The sequence below is a fragment of the Primorskyibacter marinus genome (genome assembly GCF_003313245.1).
GTDB lineage: Bacteria > Pseudomonadota > Alphaproteobacteria > Rhodobacterales > Rhodobacteraceae > Primorskyibacter > Primorskyibacter marinus.
On sequence record NZ_QJSD01000004.1, the window covers coordinates 155997 to 172210 of the forward strand.

Here is a 16214-nt window from a genome sequence, read left to right on the forward strand (position 1 = left end):
CGCTTGGCGGGGTCGAGTGAATGACGACCGTTGTGATGGTTGCGCCCAAGGCCCGGTGCGCGGCACAAAAAAGGGAGCCATAAATGGCTCCCTTTCGACGTTTTTCGCTCAACGGCGGATCAAAGCAGCGATTTTGCCAGATCTACCGTCGCTTCAGACGTGATGCCGAAATGCTCATACAGTTCTTCCGCAGGGGCGGAGGCACCGAAGCTGGTCATGCCGATGAAGCCGGCCTTGGCCTCGCGGCCACGTTCGCCCAGCAGCCAGCGGTCCCAGCCTTGCCGGACGCCCGCCTCGATGGCGATGCGGATCGGGCCGCCGGGCAACACGCGCTTGCGATAGGCATCATCCTGCGCTGCGAACAGTTCCATGCACGGCATGGAGACGACACGGACACCGATACCTTCGGCCTGCAATGCCTCGCGCGCGGCCATGGCCACAGACACCTCAGAGCCGGTGGCGATCAGGATCACCTGGCGTTTGCCTTCTGCATCGGCCAGCACATAGCCGCCCTTGGCGGTCAGGTTGGCGTTCTTGTGCTCGGTGCGCACGGTCGGCAATCCCTGACGCGACAGCGCAAGAACAGAGGGCGTGCTGTTGGAGGTCAGCGCGACCTCCCATGCTTCTGCCGTTTCAATCGTGTCGGCGGGGCGGAACACCATCGTATTGGGTGTGGAGCGGCTGATCGCGAGATGCTCGACCGGCTGGTGGGTCGGGCCGTCCTCGCCCAGACCGATGCTGTCATGGGTCATCACGAAGACCGACGGCACCTGCATCAGCGCCGCCAGACGCATTGCGGGGCGGGCATAGTCGGTGAAGCACATGAATGTGCCGCCATAGGGGCGGATGCCGCCATGCAGCGCCATGCCGTTCATAGCCGAGGCCATGCCATGTTCGCGGATGCCGAAATAGATGTAGCGGCCCTTGCGGTTATCCACGTCGAACACGCCCAGATCGCCCGCATTGGTGTTGTTCGATCCCGTCAGGTCGGCAGAGCCACCGATGGTTTCTGGCATGAGCGGGTTGACCACTTCCAGAACCATTTCCGAGGATTTGCGCGTCGCGACCTTGGGGGCGGCTTCGGAATTCTGCTTCTTCAGCGCCTTGATGGTGGCGGAAAGACGCTTGGGCGCGTCGCCCGTCATGGTGCGCGTGAACTCTTTGCGACGCTGTTCCGACAGGGCATCGAAGCGGCTTTGCCACTCTGCGCGGTCGGCGGCACCGCGGCTGCCGATCTCTTCCCATTGCGTCTTGATGTCGGCGGGCACTTCGAACGGGCCAGATGTCCAGCCATAAGCCTCTTTCGCGGCGGCCATCTGATCCGCATCGGTCAGCGCGCCGTGTCCCTTGGACGTATCCTGCGCGGCATGGCCCAGGGCGATATGCGTTTTGCACGCGATCATAGAGGGCGCGTCGGCCTTCTTGGCAGCCGTGATCGCGGCGTCGATCGCTTGCGGATCATGGCCGTCGATTTCCTGCACATGCCAGCCTGCGGCTTCAAAGCGCGCGACCTGATCTGTGCGGTCGGACAGGTCTACCTTGCCGTCAATGGTGATGTTGTTGTTATCCCAGAACACCACAAGCCGCGATAGCTGCTGGCGTCCCGCAAGGCCGATGGCCTCATGGCTGATGCCTTCCATCAGGCAGCCGTCACCTGCAATGACATAGGTGTAGTGATCGACGACCTTCTTGCCGAACCGGGCGCGCAAGGATTCCTCGGCAATGGCGAAGCCGACGGAATTGGCGATGCCCTGACCCAGCGGCCCGGTCGTGGTTTCGATCCCCTTGGCAAGGAAGTTTTCCGGATGCCCGGCGGTCTTGGCACCCAACTGGCGGAAGTTCTTGATCTGATCCAGCGTGATTTCGGCGTCACCCGTGAGGTACAGCAGCGAATAAAGCAGCATAGAGCCGTGGCCGGCCGACAGGATGAACCGGTCGCGGTCCGGCCATGTCGGATCTGTGGCGTCAAATTTCAGGTGCTTTTCGTAAAGCACGGTGGCCACATCGGCCATGCCCATCGGCATGCCGGAATGGCCGGAATTGGCGGCGGCCACGGCGTCCAGCGTCAGGGCGCGGATCGCGGCTGCGCGCATCCAATGATCGGGGTTGGTGGAGCGGAGAGCCTGGATATCCACGTTGTCTGTCCCTTGCGTGAGAAATGTCGCCTTGCTCATACCAGTCAGGGATTGAAGTTCAAGCACCGCCTGTAACACCTTGACACATAAGGGGGCGCAATTGCGCTTTTTGGTTGCTAAAGTTACGCAACAACGGGGCGCGGCTGATTCGTAACAGACCAACCAGTCAAGCCCCGCGAAAGACGGAGATTTGAGGCCGATGACGCAGATTCAAGAGTTGGAACGCCGGATCGTTGCGGCGCTGGACAGGATCGGGCAGGGGGTCGTGGCGCTTGACGCAGCCCAGACTGCTGAACCCGCCGCCGCAACGGCGCATGACCCGGAGGACATGGCAAGGCTGCAAGACGCGCTGGAGAACGAGCGTCAGGCGAATGCCAAGCTTGAGGACCGCGTGCGTGCCATTCACGAGAAACAGCAGGGCGAGGTCCACGCCTTGCGTGCAGAGCTTGAAAGCAAACGCGCCGCTGCCGAACAGATCGACCGGGATTTGCAGCGCTTGCGCAAAGCCAACGATCTATTGCGTGACAGCAACGACGCTCTGCGCCGCGCTCTCGAAGACGGTGTGGCCGACACGGGCCTGATAGACACGGCGATGTTGGCGGAATTGGAAGGCCTGCGCGCGACTCGCGCGGCGGAGACGGCCGAAAACCGCGCTGTTCTGGCGGCGCTGGAGCCGTTGCTTATCGACGCTGCGAATAACGTGAACGGCGACAATGACGCCAACGTAACGCCAGAAGGAGGCGTCTGATGCCCGAAGTGAACATCCTTATCGGTGGCCGCACATTCGAAGTTGCCTGTCAGGAGGGCGAAGAACACTTCCTGCACTCCGCTGCCAAGATGCTGGATAGCGAAGCCGCTGTACTGTCCGAACAGATCGGCCGGATGCCGGAAGCGCAGATGCTGCTGATGGCCGGTCTGATGCTGGCCGACAAGACAGCCGGTCTGGAAGACAGGCTGCGCGACGCCGAAGACCGATTTTCCGCCCTTGAGGCCGAGTTGCGAGACTTGCAGCAACGACCAGAACCGCAGCCAGAGCGTATCGAGGTTCCTGTTGTGCCGTCATCGGTGACCGATCAATTGGCCGAAATAGCGGCGCGGGCAGAATCCCTTGCGGCGGATGTCGAAGAAAAGCTCAACGTGAAAACAGGGCGCTGAAACGCAGCATTTTTCACCTGCAAAGGCCGAAACGATTGGTCCGGCATTGGGTCGAAATATGCGTGTTTCAGATTTTGCGGGAATATCGCAATCCAGGGCCGGATATGCCGCGTCGGACCTATGACCCGAATTGCCCGGAGTGGTGGTGTTCGTCAAGGCGGCTGCGCTGCGCAACATTCTTCAAACAATACCCCAAGAAAACATGCGCTTCCTTGGGGTTATAAGGCCTGTCAGCCGCAGCAAGACCCGTCAGCCGTTGGCTTCGCGGATCTTCTCTGCGGCGTCCTTGTCATAGGTTACGCCGTTGCTTTCGAACAACTGGTCAAGCTCCCCTGACAGGGTCATTTCGGTGATGATGTCGCAGCCGCCCACAAATTCACCCTTCACATAAAGCTGCGGAATGGTCGGCCATTCGGAATAATCCTTGATCCCCTGGCGAATGGCATCATCCGCCAACACGTTCACATCGGTAAAGTCGACGCCCATATAATTCAACACACCCGCGACCCGGCTGGAGAAACCACATTGCGGCATGGATTTGGTGCCTTTCATATAAAGCACCACGTCATTGGCTTTTACTGTTTCGTCGATGCTGGTTTTCGCGTCGGTCATGTCTTGCTCCGTTTCTGGGCATGAGGTGCCGCACTGCGGACTGCCTCTTGGTGTCAGTATGTCTTGGCCGGATTTCGCGTCTTGCCTGGCAGGCATGTCGAAATTCCAGCCGTCCCGGTCATTCCGGCGACTTTGTCGTCAGAGCCAGCGCGTGCAGTTCGCCGTGGTTGCCATCCATACTGCCCTTGAGGGCTGCATAGACCGCGCGCTGTTGCTGCACCCGGTTCTTGCCGCGAAAGCTCTCGTCGATGACCTCGGCGGCATAGTGGTTTCCGTCGCCGGCAAGATCCGTGATGGTGATCTGGGCATGTGGAAATTCGGCGCGGATCAAATCCTCGATTTCCTGAGCTTGCATAGGCATGGCGTGTTCCTTCTCTTGTCCCGGAAACTAAGCAGCGCGGGCACGGATGACAAGTGGGGCCTATCCCGGAATCGTCACGCCGGGCAGGGCGCGGATTGCCGCAATATCGCGGGCGTAGCTTGCATTGAAGCACTGTCTGGTGGCTGCGTCCCAGGGATCGAAAGCCGGGTGCGTCGCCGATTTGGGAAAAGCGGCCTGCGCGGCCTTGAACGCCTGTTGTCCCGCATCTCCCCCTTTGCGCAACAGGGCGACCGCATCCGCGGACAGGCCGGGGTTCAGCCGACCGTCCTTCAGGTGCACCTGGCTGGCGGCCTCTTCGCCCAAGAGGTGTTTCAGCAAAGCGGGCACCATGGCGGGATACTCTTCGTATTGCCAGATAGTGAACGGGCGTCCGTCTGTGGCGCGTTGCAGGCGGATCACAAGATCCGCCCAGCCAAGGCGGGACAGGTCGACACCCCGAATATAGTCACGGAACGGATAAAAAGTCCCGCCTTTCATATCCTCGCCCCAGGCAGAGACGAGGAAATCGGCGGGGTTCCGGATCGCCATGCCAAAGTCCAGATCGTGATCCGGAAACAGCGCGCAAAGCCGTTCCAGCCGGTCAGGCGCGGGGGCGTAAAGCCGATTGCCGCGCAACAGCGGTTTGGGTCGAAGTTGCCCCATGATGTTTTCGTTCATCAAAAGCGCATGGGGTGCGTCGTCGCAGTATTTGGACAGGAACGCCTCGGCCACCATTTGAAGAAAAGCGTGGTCGGTGCGCTTGCCCGCAAGTTCGGCAAACGGGATCAGATCGGCACCAAGCGGCATCGGACCGATTGCCGCGATGCCCCGATCCATAAGCGGTTTGGCACTGGCCTGAAGACTGCGTTGCAGATGCGTCGTCGCGGTCTTGTGCGCGCCGATCAGGAAAGTAATCCGGCGGCGGCGCATCGTGTTGTTCAGGCGAAAGTGTTGGCAAAGCTGTCGCGATAAAGCGCCGACAATTCCTCCAGAGGTGCAGAGGCGGTGCCGAACCAGACCGTATCGCCGGTGAACTTGCCAACCGAGTTGAGCGGTACGCCCGCTTGCCCCGCGGCAACGATCAAAGCCTCTGCCTGATCGAAATTGCACGCGATCAGATAGCGCGCCTGATCCTCGGCGAACAATTCCGTCATATCACCGGAGTCCAGCACCAGACCGACGCCCGTCGCCTCGGCCAATTCGAACGCGGCCAGCGCCAGGCCGCCATCGGACAGATCCGTGCAGGCGGTGATGTAGTCGCGGTTGGCGCGGATGAAATCGCCGTGGCTTTTTTCAGCAGCAAGATCAACATGCGGCGCGTCGCCGTCCTCGCGGTTGAACACCTCGGCCAGCAGCGCGGATTGCCCCAGATGGCCCTTGGTCTCGCCCAAAAGCAGCGCAACATGGCCTTCGCGCACATCCTTGCCGATCACATTGTCGATATGGTCGATCAGGCCAACGGCACCGATGGTCGGCGTGGGCAGGATGCCCTGACCGTCAGTTTCATTGTAGAGCGATACGTTGCCGGACACGATCGGCATATCCAGCGCCGAACAAGCCTCGCCAATGCCTTGGATAGCGCCCACGAACTGGCCCATGATCTCGGGCTTTTCGGGATTGCCGAAGTTGAGGTTGTCAGTCGTGGCAAGCGGCAGGGCACCCACGGCGGTCAGGTTGCGATAGGCCTCGGCCACAGCCTGCTTGCCGCCTTCAACGGGGTTTGCACGGACGTAGCGGGGTGTCACGTCAGATGTGAAAGCCAGCGCCTTGTCGGTGTCATGCACGCGGATGATGCCCGCGCCAAGCCCCGGCCCGCGATTGGTGTCGGCCATGACCTGGCTGTCATATTGTTCGTAGACCCATTGCTTGGACGCGTAGTTGGGGCTGGCAAGCAGCGCCTTCAGCCCGTCGATGGGGTCGATCTCGGGGACATCTGCCAGCGGCTCGGCTGCGGGGGTCGGAACCCAGGGGCGATCATATTCGGGCGCAGTACCGGAAAGTGCCTTCAGCGGCAGATCGGCCTTCGTTTCACCGTTCAGCTGGATCAGAAAGCGATCCTCGGGCAGGGTTTCGCCGACGATGGCGAAATCGAGGTCCCATTTGTCGAACACGGCCTTGGCTTCGGCTTCTTTCTCGGGGCGCAACACCATCAGCATGCGTTCCTGAGATTCCGACAGCATCATCTCATAGGCGGTCATGTTGCGTTCGCGGCAGGGCACTTTTTCAAGGTCAAGGCGCACGCCAAGCCCGCCCTTGTCGCCCATCTCTACCGCTGAACAGGTCAGACCGGCCGCGCCCATGTCCTGAATGGAGATCACCGCGCCGGTCAGCATCAGCTCCAGCGTGGCTTCCATCAGGCGCTTTTCGGTGAACGGATCGCCAACCTGTACGGTGGGGCGCTTTTCTTCGATGGTCTCGTCGAATTCGGCGCTGGCCATGGTCGCCCCGCCAACGCCGTCGCGCCCGGTCTTGGCCCCCAGATAGACGACGGGCATACCGACGCCCGAGGCGGCAGAATAGAAAATCTTGTCCGCATCCGCGAGGCCTGCCGCAAAGGCGTTGACCAGACAATTGCCATTGTAAGCCGCGTGAAAACGCACCTCGCCGCCAACGGTCGGTACGCCAAAGCAGTTGCCATAGCCGCCGACACCTTCGACCACACCATGCACAAGCTGGCGCGTCTTGGGGTGGGCGGCCTCGCCAAAGCTGAGAGAGTTCATCGCCGCGATGGGACGCGCGCCCATGGTGAACACATCACGCAAGATGCCGCCAACGCCGGTCGCGGCCCCCTGATAGGGTTCGATATAGGAGGGATGGTTGTGGCTCTCCATCTTGAAGACCACGGCCTGACCGTCGCCAATATCGACCACACCGGCATTCTCGCCGGGGCCGCAGATCACCTGCAGGCCTGTCGTGGGCAAGGTGCGCAGCCACTTCTTCGAGGACTTGTAGGAACAATGCTCGTTCCACATAGCCGAGAATATGCCAAGCTCGGTGAATGTCGGCTCTCGGTTCAACAGCCGCAGAATCTCGGCGTATTCGTTTTCTTTCAGGCCGTGGGCCTCGATCAGATCAGGGGTGATCGCGGGATCTTGCATCGGTCATATATCCAAGGCTGCGGGTTGGCGTCTCTTTAGGGCAAGGGGACCATGGGGGAAAGGGGGGAGGCACCAAACAAGACGGCAATCGTGGATGGCCAGGTAAACGGAATGTCCGAATCTTGCCAATTGGCGTCGCCTGGAAGGCCCATTTGCGCGCGGTTGGCAGACTCTGGGCAGCCAGACAGAATGATGGATGGCGCAGATACAAATGCTTGGGTGCGACCAAAGGTGCAGCGCCAAACGGGGCCGTGTTGCACAGCGACGCAACAGCCATGATTCGTCGGACGATCGCGCAAACATCCGCAAAAAAAAGGCCGAGCATAAAGCTCGGCCGAAGTCCAACAGGGAGGTGAAAATGATGCGCTGTTGGGCGCGTCATCTTCAAAAGCTGAATTAATCATCGAAGTTGAGTCGGGCAAGCCCCACAATGCCGCAGTTGCAGCATTGCCGATATGCGGCTATTGCATAGCTGACGTGCTGGCGAGCATTTTCAGCTGTTTGCGGTGGGCAAAGATCTCTTCTTCGACAAAATCGCGGAACACAGAGATCCGTTTGGAGTGTCTCATCTCTTCGGGATAGGCGAGGAACACCGGCACTTCGATTGATTGGACATCCGGAAGAACGCGGACCGCCTGTGGGAAGTCCTCGATGATGTAATCGGGCAGGACGCCGATGCCGAGATGATTTATGACGCCCTGTAAAACGCCGAAATAGTTGTTCACCGCCAGCATCGACCTGATGTCATGCGTCAGAAGTTCCTGCACGAGGTTCAGGCCGGCCGCGACCTGGGCAGACGTGGTGTTCTGGCAAATCAGCCGGTGGTTGGACATATCGGACATCTCAACCGGTACGCCGTTCTGTTTCAGGTATTGCGATGACGCGTAAAGCCGCATCCGCACGCTCATCAAGCGCTTGCGGATCAGATCGGCCTGACTGGGTTCTTTCATGCGGATCGCCACATCGGCCTCGCGCATCGGCAGGTCAAGCACGCGCTCTTCCAGCATCAGGTCGATCTTGAGATTGGGGTATCTTTCGTACAGCTTCGTCAGGCGCGGGGCCAGCCAGAGCGAGCCGAACCCCGTCGTTGTGGTCACCTTGAGGTCACCGAAGGCTTCTTCCTCGCTGTCGCGTATCCGCGCAGAGGCGGCATCAAGTCGTTTGACCATCGCATTTGTGGCCTCGAACAGCAATTCGCCCTGTTCGGTCAGAATCAGGCCCCGCGCATGCCGGCGGAACAGCGTCGTGTCGAGCGATTCCTCCAGTGCGCGCACCTGTCTGCTGACGGCTGATTGCGACAGGTGCAAGACGTCGCCCGCATGGGTTAGACTGCCAGCATCCGCCACGGCGTGAAATATTCTGAGCTTGTCCCAGTCCATATCGGCAACTTTCACTCTGTTGTTGATCGTCTTGTGAAATACAGTCTCTTACGCAAGTTACATCCGGAGATCACGGAAAAATCAGAAATAATTTGCTATACAGGTCAGTTGTTGTGACCTAATATGGCGCTAAATGATGCATCAACTGGCGACGGGAGACGCGAGATGGGCAAGGCCGAGATCACCCTTAACGACAGATTCGATCTGGAAAAGTCACCGGTTCTGTTGAACGGAACGCAGGCCCTGGTGCGTTTGATGCTGATGCAGAAGGCGCGCGACCGCGCGGCGGGGCTGAACACGGCGGGATTTGTCACCGGCTATCGTGGCTCGCCGCTGGGGGCCGTCGATCTGCAAATGAGCCGTGCCGGCAAGGTGTTGAGCAAATATGACGTCACTTTCCAGCCCGGACTGAACGAAGATCTGGCCGCAACGTCGCTGTGGGGCAGTCAGCAGGCTGAATTGCGCGGCGAGGGTAAATATGATGGCGTCTTTGGCCTGTGGTACGGCAAGGGACCGGGGGTGGACCGGTCTGGCGACGTGATGCGCCACGCCAATATGGCCGGATCATCAAAGCATGGTGGCGTGCTGATGGCGATGGGCGACGATCACACCGGCGAAAGCTCTACCGTGTTGCACCAATCGGAATGGGCGATGGTCGATGCCTATATGCCTGTGGTCAGCCCCGCCGGCGTGCAGGAAGTGCTGGATTACGGCATTTACGGCTATGCCCTGTCACGGTTTTCCGGGCTTTGGGTCGGTCTCAAGACGATGAAAGACACGATCGAGGCGACCTCCGTGGTGGATGGCCGCCCGGACCGGATGCAGCTGAGCCTGCCGAATTTCGTGATGCCAAAAGATGGGCTGAACATTCGTCTTGGCGACACGCCGCATGCGCAAGAAGCGCGGATGATCGACTATAAACGCTTCGCTGCCGAAGAGTTCAGCCACGCCAACAAGATGGACAAGCGTGTCTGGGGCAAGCCCGGCGCCAAGATCGGCTTTGTCGCGGCGGGCAAGAACTGGCTGGATCTGGTACATGCGTTCAGCCTGCTGAACATCGACGCGGACGAGGCGCTGCGTCTGGGTCTCACGACCTACAAGGTTGGACAGACTTGGCCGCTGGACATGAAAGGCTTTCACGACTGGGCGGATGGTCTCGATCTGATTGTCGTGGTCGAGGAAAAGCGCAAGCTGATTGAGGTGCAGATCAAGGAGGCGATCTTTGACGACCGCAAGGGCCGCCGGGTCTATGGTTGGTATAAAAGCGGTGCAGGGGGCATGCATGACGAAGAATTGTTCCCGACACGCGCCGCCCTGGACCCGATCCTGATTGCCGAGAAGGTCGGTGGCATCCTGATCGAGGAAGGGCGCGGCACCGATGGTGTCAAGGCCGGGATGCAGGCGTTGGACGAGGCGCGCCGCGCCGACAATGCCGAAGATATTGCGGCTCGTCTGCCTTACTATTGCGCCGGTTGCCCGCACAACACCTCTACCAAAGTACCCGAGGGCAGCCGTGCCTATGCGGGCATCGGCTGTCACTACATGGTACAGTGGATGGACCGTGAAACCACAGGCTTTACCCATATGGGCGGCGAAGGGGCGAACTGGATCGGAGAGGCACCGTTCTCTAACCGGCCGCATGTGTTTCAGAATCTTGGCGACGGCACCTACAACCATTCAGGCGTGCAGGCGATCCGGGCAGCCTTGGCGGCTGGGACAAATATCACCTACAAGATCCTCTATAACGACGCCGTTGCCATGACGGGTGGCCAGCCCAACGAAGGCGGCCTTTCCCCGCAGCGTATTGCCGCCGAAGTCAAGGCGATGGGATGCCGAAATATCGCCGTGGTCTACGACGAAAAGGAAGATATTGACCTTAAATCCTTTCCGCAAGGCATTGAATTGCATGAGCGTTCTGACATGCCTGCGATACAGGAGGCGTTCACGAAGCACGAAGGCGTCTCGGCAATCATCTATGTCCAGACCTGCGCGGCCGAGAAGCGCCGCCGACGCAAGCGGGGCAAGTTTCCCGATCCAGACAAACGCGTGTTCATCAACACCGATGTCTGCGAAGGCTGCGGCGATTGCGGCGTGCAGTCGAACTGCGTGGCAATCGTTCCCGAAGAGACAGAGCTGGGCCGGAAACGCGCGATTGATCAGTCCGCCTGCAACAAGGATTTCTCTTGCCTGCAAGGGTTTTGCCCGTCTTTCGTGACGCTGGAAGGAGCGCAGCTGAAGAAGGGTGCTACGGCCGCTCTGGACTTGCCGGATTTGCCTGACCCACAGATCCCCGCGATCACCGGAACCTACAATGTCGTCATCACGGGTGTCGGTGGCACCGGGGTCGTGACCATTGGTGCAGTGCTTGCGCAAGCGGCGCAGATCGACGGCAAGGGCGCGGGCATGATGGAGATGGCGGGCCTCGCCCAAAAAGGTGGTGCCGTTCACATCCATTGTCGCATCGCCGAACGGCCCGAAGATATAAATGCGATCCGCGTGGCGACCGGCGAGGCTGATGCTCTGATCGGCGGCGATCTGGTGGTCAGTGCGGGTGCCAAGACACTTGGCCTGACCCGCGCAGGCCGCAGCGGCGCGGTCGTGAACAGCCATGAGATCATCACAGGGGACTTCACCCGCGACACCGAATTTTCCTTACCCAGTGACAGGTTGCGGCTTTCTCTTGAAGCAAGAATGAAAGACCGGGTCGATCTGTTCGACGCCACCGAACTTGCACGCGCGACGATGGGCGACTCGATCTTTTCCAACATGATGATCCTGGGGGCCGCGTGGCAACGCGGGTTGGTGCCGCTCAGCCTTGATGCGATCAATCAGGCGATCGAGCTGAACGGTGCCGCAGTGGAGCGCAATCAACGCGCCTTCCAGATCGGTCGTTGGGCCGTGCTGCATCCGGAGCAGGCCGGACAGTTGATAGAGCCGAATGTCGTCAGCCTGCCGCAATCTCTGGACGAAAAGATCGCCTTCCGTGTTGACCACCTGACCGCCTATCAAGGCAAGCGTCTGGCCAAGCGCTATATGCAAATGGTTGACCGATTCACCGATCCTGTCCTGCGCGAGGCCGTGGCAAAAGGCTATCATAAGCTGTTGTCATACAAGGACGAATACGAAGTTGCCCGTCTCCTGTTGACCAGCCGCGACAAAGCCAGGGAGGAATTTGACGGCGATTTCAAGATGAGCTTTCACCTCGCGCCGCCGATGCTTGCCCGCAAGGGCGCGGATGGCCGTCCGCAGAAGCGTGAATTCGGGCCTTGGCTGGAACGTCCGTTGCGGTTGATGACGCGGTTCAAAGGGTTGCGCGGGACGCCGTTCGATCCGTTTGGCTATACTGCGGAACGCAAGATGGAGCGCGCGCTGATCGCGCAATATCAGGCGGATATGGACGAGGTCGAAAAGCATTTGCGCGCCGACACGATGGATGTGGCAATTGCTCTGGCCGAATTGCCGTTGCAGATCAAAGGGTTCGGGCCGGTAAAGATGGCGAATGAGACCAAGGCCGCCAAACGGCGCGAGGAATTGTTGGCGATGTTGCGCGCGGGCGGCGCGCCCATGTCCAAGGCAGCGGAATAGATCCGGCGCACCGCGTGATCGGCAAGCCCATCGGCACCGTCCGGAATGGGACTCGCGCACCTGTGGATTTCTTGCGAAAAGCGGCGTAAGAGCTTTCACCGATCCCGCTTCGGTCTTATGACTGCGGGTTCGAGGATGACGACAAACGCAAGGGCTGATGGCCGGGGTGTCCGCATGGCGGTAGGAATTTTTGACAGTGGTCTTGGGGGGTTGACGGTCCTCGACGCGGTGTCCAAGCGGTTGCCGGACGTGCCTTTTGTGTATCTGGGCGACAACAAGAACGCGCCTTATGGTGTCCGGGATGCCGAGGATGTCTACAACCTGACAACCGCCGCCGTCTCGCGGCTTTGGGAGGAAGGCTGCGATCTGGTCATTCTGGCCTGCAATACGGCCAGTGCGGCGGCGTTGCGGCGCATGCAGGAAAGCTGGATCCCGCCTGAAAAGCGCGTGTTGGGCGTTTTTGTGCCATTGATAGAGGCACTTACCGAACGCCAATGGGGCGATAACAGCCCACCGCGCGAAGTGGAGGTCAAGCATGTTGCCTTGTTCGCGACCCCCGCGACGGTGCGCAGCCGTGCGTTTCAGCGTGAACTGGCGTTCCGTGCCATCGGTGTGGATGTCGAGGCGCAGGCCTGCGGCGGGTTGGTCGATGCCATCGAAGAGGGTGACATGATCCTGGCCGAAGCGTTGGTGCGCAGCCATGTCGATGCTTTGAAACGAAAAATGCCTGATCCGCAGGCGGCGATTCTGGGCTGCACGCATTACCCGTTGATGCAGGATGTGTTTCAGGCCGCACTCGGCCCGGACGTGACCGTGTATAGCCAAGCCGATCTGGTGGCTGCCAGCCTTGACGACTATCTGGTGCGTCATCCGGGAATGTTGGGGCGTGGTGAGAATGCGATCTGCCTGACCAGTGGCAACCCGCGCAAGGTGTCCGATCAGGCGACGCATTTCCTGCGACGACAGGTCGAGTTTCAAAGCGCCTGACGCGCCGCGTTTGGTGCCTTTTGCGACATTTGCCCCCCGAATTTGTACAAATGCCCCCTGAAGGGAAACGACATGACTCATAAAATCGCGATCCTCGGTGCCTCTGGCTATACCGGCGCGGAACTGATCCGCCTGATCGCCACCCATCCGTCGATGCAGATTGCGGCCCTTGGTGCCAATGCCAAGGCCGGACAAAGCATGGCGACGGTCTACCCGCATCTGCGCCATCTTGATCTGCCGGATCTGGTGACGGCGGATCAGATCGACTTTGACGCCATCGACCTGTGCTTTTGCGCCTTGCCCCACAAGACCAGCCAGGAGGTGATCCGCGATCTGCCGAAGGATCTGAAGATCGTCGATCTGTCGGCGGATTTCCGGCTGCGCGATCCGGCGGATTACGAAAAGTGGTACGGCAACCCGCATGGTGCGATCGAGGTGCAGAAAGAGGCGATCTACGGCCTGACCGAATTTTACCGCGACGAGATTCGGGAAGCGCGGCTTGTGGCCGGCACGGGCTGCAATGCGGCGACCGGGCAATATGCGCTGCGGCCGCTGATCTCTGCCGGGGTGATCGGGCTGGACGATATTATCCTTGATCTGAAATGCGCGGTCTCCGGCGCGGGCCGGGCGTTGAAGGAAAACCTGATGCATGCCGAATTGTCCGAAGGCTACAACGCCTATGCCGTGGGCGGCACGCACCGGCATCTGGGCGAGTTCGATCAGGAATTTTCCAAACTCGCCGGACGGCTTGTAGAGGTGCAGTTCACGCCGCATCTGATGCCCGCGAACCGTGGTATCCTTGCCACCACCTATGTCAGCGGCGATCCGCAAGAGGTCTATGCCGCGTTGCGCGATGCCTATGCCGACGAGCCGTTCCTGCAAGTGTTGCCCTTTGGCGAGACACCGTCGACGCATCATGTGCGCGGGTCGAATTTTTGCCATATCGGTGTGACCGGAGATCGCAAACCAGGGCGGGCCATCGTTGTGGCGGCGCTGGACAATCTGACCAAGGGATCGTCGGGCCAGGCGTTGCAAAATGCGAACCTGATGTTGGGTGAGGATGAGGCCGCAGGGCTGACTCTGGTGCCCTGTTTCCCGTAAATGCGTGCAGCCGGGACGATTTGACCTCTGGCCCGGCGGATGTTTTCGGGTAGGTTATGCCTGTTCCAAAGGAGAGGACGCATGAAGAGCCTCAAGAAAAAGCGCCGTATTCAAGTTGTTGCCGTGGCTGTGGTCGCGCTTGCGGCCAGCACGGCGCTGATCGGATACGGGATGCAGGACGGGATCAACTTTTTCCGCTCGCCCAGTCAGGTGATTGCGGAACCGCCCACCCCGAATGAGACATTCCGGATTGGCGGATTGGTCGAGGAAGGGTCGCTGCAACGCGGCCAGGGAGAGCTGATCCGCTTTCGCGTGACCGATGGGGGCGCAACCGTTCCGGTGGTGTTTGGCGGCGTCCTGCCGGATCTTTTTGGCGAGAAACAGGGCATGGTGGGGACCGGAAAATACGTCAACGGTGTCTTTGAAGCCTCTGAAATTCTTGCAAAACATGACGAAACCTACATGCCGAAAGAGGTTGTCGACGCGCTGAAGGAACAAGGCGTCTACCAAGCCCCCGAAAGCTGACGCGCCGGGCTGCGCACGGTCAGATCGGGCCGCGTTAACCAATTGCTGCAATCGTTTGTGCCGAGGTTTCAGGCAAGCGAGAGGCAGCCCACATGCCCAATGTCAGGCAGATTGCAGAGCAGATCGTCGCCCGTGAAGGCGGCTATGTGAACGACCCCGACGATCCCGGCGGGGCCACGAACCATGGTGTGACGATCCACACCATGCGGCGGTTGGGGTTGGATCTGACCCGCGATGGCAAGGTGGACGCGGCGGATGTGCGGCAGCTTGATCGCGCCCAGGCGGTCGAGATCTTCCTGCGCCATTATTTCATAGAGCCGCGCTTGGCAGAGCTTCCCGAGGCGCTGCAACCGTCGGTCTTTGATATGTATGTCAATGCCGGGGCCAATGCGGTCAAGATCCTGCAACGGCTGCTCTGCGAGATGGGCGAAACGGTCACGGTTGACGGGGTTTTGGGGCCGCAGACCATCGCGGCTGCGGCCCGCTGCATGGCTGCGGCCCCGGCCTATATGGTGGATGCCTACGGGATTGCCCGGCGGAATTACTATTTCCGCCTTGCGGATGCGCGGCCCAGTTCGCGCAAATACGCGCGCAGCCGCAAGGGGGGCAAGGGCGGGTGGATCAAACGGGCCGAAGAGTTCATCTCGCCGCGTTTCCACCTGAGTGACCATGCGTTCCGGGCACGGGTGTCGGCATGGGGTTGATCGACAGGCTTCTGGGCGTCGTCTTTGGTGGCGGGCGCAATGTGGTGGCGCAAACAGCCGAGATCTTCCGGGTGAATGCCGAGGCCGAGGCTGTGCGCGGCGCGACGCTGCGCGGCGCTGCGCTGCGCCAGTTCGGGCAGGAATTCGTGCAACCCAAACGCGGCGGTTTCGACAGGTTCATGGATGGCGTGAACCGGCTGCCACGGCCCGCGCTGGCACTTGGCACGCTGGGGCTGTTCTGTGCGGCGATGGTGGACCCGGTGTGGTTTGCCGCGCGCATGGCGGGGATTGCGCTGGTGCCGGAACCGATGTGGTGGCTGCTGGGCGCAATCGTGTCCTTCTATTTCGGCGCGCGACATCAGGCAAAGGGGTAGGCCTATCAGGCGGATCTGGCGCGCACCGTCGGCATGACGCCCGGCGTGATGCGCACCGTCGAAGAAATCGAGTCGCTGCGGGAAACGCCCCACCGGCAGAGCCAGGCAGCGCCCGCACCGGCCCCCGAGCCGGTGCCTCTGGCCGAAGTCCACTCAGAAAATCCCGCGCTGGCAGAGTGGCGGGCCAGCAAAACCGGG

14 protein-coding genes are annotated in these 16214 nt (G+C 60.4%); 8 read left to right on the plus strand and 6 right to left on the minus strand.

Annotated features, from left to right (window positions below; genetic code table 11):
- Window positions 1-119: 119 nt before the first annotated feature.
- Window positions 120-2135, minus strand: coding sequence for a transketolase (tkt, locus tag DMZ65_RS08975; RefSeq protein ID WP_116598604.1), 2016 nt, complete (start codon window positions 2133-2135; stop codon window positions 120-122).
- Between the two features lie 199 nt (window positions 2136-2334).
- Here tkt and DMZ65_RS08980 point away from each other — a divergent pair, with 199 nt between their 5' ends.
- Window positions 2335-2883: a hypothetical protein gene (locus DMZ65_RS08980; protein WP_116598563.1), complete on the plus strand. Its 549-nt coding sequence runs from the start codon at window positions 2335-2337 to the stop codon at window positions 2881-2883.
- The gene (locus DMZ65_RS08985) at window positions 2883-3290 is read left to right on the plus strand and encodes a cell division protein ZapA (RefSeq protein WP_116598564.1); all 408 of its coding nucleotides are present in this window, start codon (window positions 2883-2885) and stop codon (window positions 3288-3290) included. The genes DMZ65_RS08980 and DMZ65_RS08985 overlap by 1 nt, the downstream gene beginning before the upstream one ends.
- A 249-nt stretch (window positions 3291-3539) precedes the next feature.
- Here the strand turns inward: DMZ65_RS08985 and grxD are convergent, their stop codons facing one another.
- The 5 genes from grxD to DMZ65_RS09015 form a co-directional block, all read right to left on the minus strand.
- Window positions 3540-3902: a Grx4 family monothiol glutaredoxin gene (gene grxD, locus DMZ65_RS08990; protein ID WP_084350120.1), complete on the minus strand. Its 363-nt coding sequence runs from the start codon at window positions 3900-3902 to the stop codon at window positions 3540-3542.
- 118 nt (window positions 3903-4020) lie between these two features.
- Complete coding sequence (locus DMZ65_RS08995; RefSeq protein WP_116598565.1) at window positions 4021-4263, minus strand: BolA/IbaG family iron-sulfur metabolism protein; 243 nt, start codon at window positions 4261-4263, stop codon at window positions 4021-4023.
- Window positions 4264-4323: 60 nt separating this feature from the next.
- A complete protein-coding gene (locus DMZ65_RS09000) occupies window positions 4324-5193 on the minus strand; it encodes a hypothetical protein (RefSeq protein WP_116598566.1) in 870 nt (289 codons plus the stop codon).
- An 8-nt stretch (window positions 5194-5201) separates the two neighbouring features.
- Window positions 5202-7361, minus strand: a complete 2160-nt coding sequence (gene purL / locus DMZ65_RS09005) for a phosphoribosylformylglycinamidine synthase subunit PurL (protein WP_116598567.1) — start codon at window positions 7359-7361, stop codon at window positions 5202-5204.
- 461 nt (window positions 7362-7822) lie between these two features.
- Window positions 7823-8740 (minus strand): LysR family transcriptional regulator, encoded by a 918-nt coding sequence (locus tag DMZ65_RS09015; protein ID WP_116598605.1) that lies wholly within the window; start codon window positions 8738-8740, stop codon window positions 7823-7825.
- Window positions 8741-8905: 165 nt separating this feature from the next.
- Between DMZ65_RS09015 and DMZ65_RS09020 the strand changes: the two genes are divergently transcribed.
- The 6 genes from DMZ65_RS09020 (at window position 8906) to DMZ65_RS09045 (ending at window position 16016) form a co-directional block, all read left to right on the plus strand.
- Window positions 8906-12325, plus strand: a complete 3420-nt coding sequence (locus DMZ65_RS09020) for an indolepyruvate ferredoxin oxidoreductase family protein (RefSeq protein WP_116598569.1) — start codon at window positions 8906-8908, stop codon at window positions 12323-12325.
- Window positions 12326-12499: 174 nt separating this feature from the next.
- Window positions 12500-13312 (plus strand): glutamate racemase, encoded by an 813-nt coding sequence (locus DMZ65_RS09025; protein ID WP_116598570.1) that lies wholly within the window; start codon window positions 12500-12502, stop codon window positions 13310-13312.
- 72 nt (window positions 13313-13384) lie between these two features.
- On the plus strand, window positions 13385-14413 hold the full coding sequence (gene argC / locus DMZ65_RS09030) for an N-acetyl-gamma-glutamyl-phosphate reductase (protein WP_116598571.1): 1029 nt from the start codon (window positions 13385-13387) through the stop codon (window positions 14411-14413).
- An 81-nt stretch (window positions 14414-14494) separates the two neighbouring features.
- Window positions 14495-14938 carry a cytochrome c maturation protein CcmE gene (gene ccmE, locus DMZ65_RS09035; protein ID WP_116598572.1) on the plus strand — a complete coding sequence of 148 codons (444 nt, stop codon included), beginning with the start codon at window positions 14495-14497 and terminating at the stop codon, window positions 14936-14938.
- Between the two features lie 92 nt (window positions 14939-15030).
- Window positions 15031-15642 (plus strand): holin-associated N-acetylmuramidase, encoded by a 612-nt coding sequence (locus tag DMZ65_RS09040; protein WP_116598573.1) that lies wholly within the window; start codon window positions 15031-15033, stop codon window positions 15640-15642.
- Window positions 15633-16016, plus strand: coding sequence for a holin family protein (locus DMZ65_RS09045; protein WP_116598574.1), 384 nt, complete (start codon window positions 15633-15635; stop codon window positions 16014-16016). The genes DMZ65_RS09040 and DMZ65_RS09045 overlap by 10 nt, the downstream gene beginning before the upstream one ends.
- Window positions 16017-16214: the final 198 nt, after the last annotated feature.